The organism is Brevibacterium sp. Mu109 (assembly GCF_900169375.1).
In the GTDB taxonomy this organism is placed as follows: Bacteria; Actinomycetota; Actinomycetes; order Actinomycetales; family Brevibacteriaceae; genus Brevibacterium; species Brevibacterium yomogidense_A.
The window spans coordinates 1-6224 of the sequence record NZ_FXZF01000062.1 but is presented as its reverse complement, the minus strand read 5'-3'; the positions used below and the strand labels follow the sequence as shown (position 1 = coordinate 6224).

Sequence of the window (6224 nt, the reverse complement as noted above, 5' to 3'; positions counted from 1 at the left end):
CGGCTTCGCGCTTGTAGTCCTCGGTGTACGACCGTCGCTGCTTTCTGCTTGACGACATGCCAGACATCCTTCCAGCGGAACCCGTGATCCCGCTATCTCGGGTGTCTACAACTCGAGGCTAACCCCACCCGCACGGTGCGGGGACAGTGCATAGTGGGAGGCATGACTGATGCACCTCCACCCGCTGACACCGACACCCGTGACTGGACCTTCGTCATCGACTCCGGCTGCGAGGAGTGCGGCTATGGACCGCACGACCCGGCCACCACGACGAAGCGCATCCAGGCGCTCCCGCCTCGTTGGGCCGCCGTCCTGCAGCGGGAGGACGCCGCGGTGCGTCCGCGGGAGGGGACGTGGTCGCCCCTCGAGTACGCGTGCCACTCCCGCGACCTCGTCGGGGCGCTGGGTGAGAGGATCGCCGCCATGCTCGAGTCGCGGAACCCGACGTTCGCGGACTACGACGGCGAGGCCGAGGCCGTGCGCGGCGAGTTCTGGGCGGCCGACCCCGCACGGGTGGCGCGAGAGATCGACGAGGCGACCGCGGCCTCGGCGGCGGTCATCGCCCGGGTGTCCGACGGCGACTGGGAGAGGACCGGTCAGCGAGGCGACGGGTTCACCTTCACCGTCGCCTCGCTCTGCCGGTACCTCGTCCACGATCTGGAGCACCACCTGCACGACGTCGACGGGTGAGGCCGCACGACGGCCGCGCACACGCCGACGGCGGGGTGGGGCGCATCGTCCCACCCCGCCGCTCGCATCTCCGCACGGATGACCGTGCGGTTGAGCGCCGCGCCGCCTGCTGAGGCCTACCTGTCGGCCCTGATCAGGTCCGCGGCGCGCTCGCCCATCAGCATCACGGAGATGTTCGGATTCACCGCTGGCAGCTGCGGCATGGCCGAGGCATCGACCACGCGCAGTCCGGACACGCCCTTGACCCGCAGCTGGGGATCCAGCGGCGACATGTCGTCATCGACCGCACCCATCCGGCAGGAGCCGGCGGGGTGGTAGACCGTGTTGTGCGTCTTCGAGACGTACTCCGCGATCTGCTCATCGGTCTGCACGTCCTCGCCCGGGAACAGCTCGCGGCTGACCTTGTCGGCCATCGCCGGCTGGGCGATGATCTCGCGGGCCCTCTTGATGCCCGCGACGGCCACGCGCATGTCGTGGCCCTCCTCATCCGTGAAGTACCGCGGGTCGACCTTCGGCTTGTCGCGGTAGTCCAGCGACCGCAGACGCACCGTGCCGCGGGACTTCGCGTGCGTGACATTGGGGGTCAGCGCGAAGGACTCCGGCGAGGTGGGGTAGCCCTGGCGACGCGTGTGCATATCGAAGGGCACACTGCCGTAGTGCATCATGAGGTCCGGCAGATCCAGCCCGTCCTGCGTGGCTGCGAAGATGCCGATCTCCCACCACTGGGTGGCGTCGCGGACCATCGGCTCCTTCGTTTCCCACGAGATCACCGCTTCCGGGTGATCCTGCAGGTTCGACCCCACACCGGGGGAGTCGACCCGGACATCGATGCCGAACTCGCGCAGGTGGTCGGCCGGTCCGATGCCTGAGAGCATGAGCAGCTTCGGCGTATCGATCGCACCGGCGCTCAGCACGATCTCACGCGTCGCCCGCAGCACGGACGACCGGTCGAACGAGTTGTCGACGTACTCGACGCCCACCGCGCGGTCGCCCTCGAACAGCAGGCGCATGACCCAGTGCCCGGTGAGGATGTCCAGGTTCTTCCGCTCATCCTGGATCGGGTGCAGGTAGGACACCGACGAGGAGGAGCGCGTGCCGTCGGCCTTCCGGTTGATCTGGAAGAATCCGGCGCCGTTCACCACGGTCTCGCCGTCGTTGAAGACGGCGCGGGGGATACCGGCCTGCTCGCAGGCGTCCAGCACCGCGACGCCGATCGGGTCCTCGGGCGGCACATCCATGAGGTGCACCGGGCCGGCGGTCCCGTGCTTCTCGCCGCCGCGCGCATTGGTCTCCAGGCGCTTGAGGAGCGGGAGGATGTTCTCCGCATCCCAGCCCTCCGCGCCCAGCTCGACCCACAGGTCCAGGTCCTCGGCCGGCGGGTGGAACGCGATGCAGGAGTTGTGCGACGAGCAGCCGCCCAGCACCTTGGCGCGCGCGTGGCGCATGAACGAGTTGCCGTTCTCCTGCGGCTCGATCGGGTAGTCCCAGTCCAGCCCGGACTCCAGCAGCTCCGGCCAGCGCTTGAGGTCCAGGACCTCGGCATGGTCCTGGTCGTGGGGGCCGGCCTCCAGCAGCGCGACCGTGACGTCCGTGTCCTCACTGAGTCGTGCGGCGACCGCGGCGCCCGCCGATCCTCCACCGATGACCACGTAGTCGTATTCGCGAACGGGATTCTCCGATGTCATGTCGTCGATCATCTGTGCTCCTCATCCTTCCTTGCGCGGGAACCAGTCGGCCGGGGCCGGCTCGGTGTTCTGGTAGATGTGCTTGGGCTCGACGTACTCGCCCATGCCGGACGGGCCGAGCTCACGGCCGATCCCGGACTGCTTGAAGCCGCCCCACTCCGCCTGCGGCAGGTAGGGGTGGTAGTCGTTGATCCAGATCGTGCCGTGGCGCAGCTTGCGCGAGACGCGGTTGGCGACACCCGCGTCCGAGGTCCACACGGCACCTGCGAGCCCGTACTCGGTGTGGTTGGCGGTCTGGATCGCCTCCGCCTCAGTGGAGAAGGTCTCCACGGTGATGACGGGGCCGAAGCCCTCCTCGATCACGGCGGGGTTGTCGCGGGTGCACTGGTCGAGGACCGTCGGGGCGTAGAAGAAGCCGTTCGCGTGCTCCTCGCCGCCCCAGTGACCGCCCACCCGCAGCCGCGCGCCGGCCTCGACGCCGCGCTTCACGTAGTCGGTGACCTTGTCGCGGTGCTCCTGCGAGATGAGCGGTCCGGTCTCCGCCTTCCCGTCGAACGGGCCGCCCATGACGATGCCCTCAGCACGGCTGACCAGCTCATCGACGAAGCGCTCGGCGATCGTGTCCTGCACGATCAGGCGGGTCCCGGCCGAGCACACGAGCCCGGAATCCAGGAACGCGGCGGTCAGCGCATTGTCGACCGCCGCGTCGAAATCGGCGTCGGCGAAGACCACGTTGGGGTTCTTGCCGCCCAGTTCCAGTGCGACCTTCTTCACCGTCGCCGCTGCGGATTCGGAGATCTTCCGACCGGTGACAGCGCCGCCCGTGAACGACACGAGGTCGATGTCCGGGTGAGTGGAGAGGGGAGCACCCACGGTGCCGCCGGCGCCCAGGACCAGGTTGGCGACGCCCGCGGGCAGGCCCGCGGCTTCGAGCACCTCCATGAGCAGCATCGAGCTGTGCGGGGTGAGCTCCGCCGGCTTGAGGATGAACGAGTTGCCGGCCGCCAGAGCAGGAGCGACCTTCCAGGACGCCTGCAGCAGCGGGAAGTTCCACGGGGTGATCATTCCGCAGACCCCGACGGGCTCGTAGACCACGCGGGAGATGACGGAGGAGTCACCGGCGTCGACCAGTCGGCCCGGGTTCTGATCAGCGATCTTCCCGAAGTAGCGGAACGCGGAGGCGATGTCGTCCATGTCGCCTTCGGCCTCGACCAGTCGCTTGCCGGTGTCCAGCGCCTCCGCGCGGGCGAAGTCATCCTTGCGCGCGGTGATGCCGTCGGCGACCCGCAGGAGGAAGTCGCCGCGCTCGGAGGCGGGCCGGTCCGCCCACACCCCCTCGTCGAAGGCGCGACGCGCAGCCGCGATCGCCCGTTCGACGTCGGTGGAGGTGGCCTCGGAGACGATCCCGACCTCGGTGCCGTCAGCCGGGCAGGTCACCGTGCGGGTCGCTCCGTCGGACGAGGCGACCCAGGATCCGTCGATGTACAGGGTGGTTGCGTCGGATGTCGTCATCGCGATTCTCCTTCTGCGGGTGGTGCTGCGGATTCGTCGGTGTCGAGTTCATCGACGACCGCCTGGTCGGTGCCCCACCACTGGTCGGGGACCTCTGCGTCCATCAGCGACGCCGGGGCGCCCTTGTCGCCCGTGAGCGTCATGAACGCGACGTGGGCGTCATAGGCGTCCAGGACATCGGAGATGACCTGCTCCTTCGTGTAGCCCATGATGTCCTGTCCGCGTGAACCGGTCGCGGAGAAGACCTCGAGCTGGAAGTAGACGTCCCGCGAGACAGCGATGTTGGCGGCGAAGTTCGGCACCGGGTAGGCGACGGGGTAGGCCTGGTACTTGAAGTCCTCATGGCCGCTGAAGTGGACCGTGAGGTCGATGTGGGGGATCGGGTAGTCGGAGTGCTCGCCGCGGTGGCAGTGGACATCCGCCCCGAGCTTCTTCAGCTCGTCGGCGACCTCCTCGATCGCGGGCGCCGCGACGCCGTCGACGTAGCGGGTGATCTGCGCAGCGGAGGCATACGACATCCGGCGCGTGAGCCGTTGGCGCCAGTTGCCGCGTTCGCCGCCCTCGCGGATCCGGCTGTTGAGCACGTCCGGCATGGATGCGATCTGCGAGTCCAGGGTCAGCCGCTCGGAGCGCAGCACCTTGAAGAGGCTGAACATCACGAGGTAGATGACGATCGACAGGGGCAGTCCGACCATCACAGTGGCCGCCTGCAGCGTGTAGACGCCGTCGATGAACAGCATCGAGAGGGTCAGGGCGCCGGTGATGACGGCCCAGACGATGCGCAGCCACGGCGGACCGTCCGATTCCGTCGAGGACGGCTTCGACGTCATGTTCGCCATCACGAGGGAGCCGGAGTCCGCAGAGGTGACGTAGAAGAACAGTCCGGTGACGACGGCGAGGCCGACGGTGAAGAAGGATCCCGGGTACTGCTCGAGCAGCGTGAAGAAACCGGATTCGGGCTGCGCGATCGCGAATTCCATGAACTCCTGGTCGCCGGCCTTGAAGAAGCTCAGCGCCGCATTGCCGAAGATCGAGACCCACAGCAGGATGAATGCGAAGGGGATCAGCAGGACGCCGATCACGAACTGGCGCAGGGTGCGACCGCGGGAGATGCGGGCCAGGAACAGGCTGACGAACGGTGCCCAGGCGATCCACCAGGCCCAGAAGAACAGGGTCCAATCGGCCATCCACTGATCCGCCGGGTAGTCCGGAGAGCCCGCCTCATGCGCGAATGTGTTCATGAGCATCGACGGGAACGCGGAGAAGAAGTCACCGATGTTCTGCACGAGGGCGTTCAGCAGCTCGTGGGTCTTGCCGGAGAACAGCACCCACAGCATGAGGGCGAGCGCGAGGATCACGTTCAGCTCGGAGAGACGGCGAATGCCCTTGTCGACACCGGAGACCGTGGAGATGATCGTGATGAACACCGCGAGTGCCATGAGGGCGACCTGGACGCCGATGGAGGTCGGGATGCCGAAGATCGCCGAGAGGCCGAAGTTCAGGAAGACGACGCCGACGCCCAGGGACACGGAGATGCCGAAGATCGTGCCGATGGTCGCGGCGATCTCCACCGTATGGCCGATCGGCCCGTGGATCCGCTTGCCGAAGATGGGGGCGAGGGCGGACCTGATGCTGAGCGGCAGGTGGTAGCGGTACGCGAAGAGGCCGAACGCCATACCCATGAGGGCGTACATGGCCCAGCCGGGGATCCCGTAGTGGAAGATCGTCCAGATCGGTGCCCAGCGGGCGGCTGCGTCGGACAGAGGCTCGACGTCCGGCGGAGTGAGGAAGTTCGTGGCGGGCCCTGACATGCCGAAGAACATGAGGTCGACGCCGATGCCGGCGGCGAACAGCATGGCCGCCCACGTGAACATGTTGAACTTCGGCCTGGAGTGATCCGGCCCCATCCTGGTGCGGCCCACGCGGGAGAACGCCACGATGAGCACGAAGACGACCACGATGGCGGCGGTCAGGACGTAGTACCAGCCGAAGTTGGTCGCGACCCAGCCCATCGCGCCGAAGATCACGGTCTCAGCCTGCGCGGGCAGCAGCGCCGCCCACAGGACGAAGGCCCCGATGATCACGGCTGTGCCGATGAAGACCGGCCAGTTGACGGGGGACGGCTTGGCCTTCGGGGCGTGGATCGCGTCCGGCTCCGGTGGTGGGCTCTGATCCTGCATGGCTGCAGTCACGGGATTCCTTCTTTCTCTTAAAGGGGTATCCATCTTGGTGCCGATAGGTGGATCGGTGCGGGCTGGTGGTCAGGGAGTTCGGCGCCAGGGCCTGGGAGAGGTTGCCTGGTCGAGGCTACTGGGCCTCGAGCGAGGTCCTCTTCGC

4 protein-coding genes are annotated in these 6224 nt (G+C 67.6%); 1 reads left to right on the top strand and 3 read right to left on the bottom strand.

What is annotated here, in order from left to right; genetic code table 11:
* Window positions 1–162 precede the first annotated feature (162 nt).
* A complete protein-coding gene (locus tag BSP109_RS16195) occupies window positions 163–690 on the top strand; it encodes a DinB family protein (protein ID WP_101601977.1) in 528 nt (175 codons plus the stop codon).
* A 116-nt stretch (window positions 691–806) separates the two neighbouring features.
* Here the strand turns inward: BSP109_RS16195 and BSP109_RS16190 are convergent, their stop codons facing one another.
* From BSP109_RS16190 to betT, 3 genes are read right to left on the bottom strand one after another with little or no spacing between them, the layout of a single operon-like run.
* Complete coding sequence (locus BSP109_RS16190; protein WP_101601976.1) at window positions 807–2387, bottom strand: GMC family oxidoreductase; 1581 nt, start codon at window positions 2385–2387, stop codon at window positions 807–809.
* Window positions 2388–2396: 9 nt separating this feature from the next.
* Entirely contained in the window at window positions 2397–3887 is a 1491-nt protein-coding gene (locus BSP109_RS16185) for an aldehyde dehydrogenase family protein (protein ID WP_101601975.1), read from the bottom strand.
* Window positions 3884–6079: a choline BCCT transporter BetT gene (gene betT / locus BSP109_RS16180; protein WP_257944751.1), complete on the bottom strand. Its 2196-nt coding sequence runs from the start codon at window positions 6077–6079 to the stop codon at window positions 3884–3886. Before betT ends, BSP109_RS16185 begins: the two co-directional genes overlap by 4 nt.
* Window positions 6080–6224 lie beyond the last annotated feature (145 nt).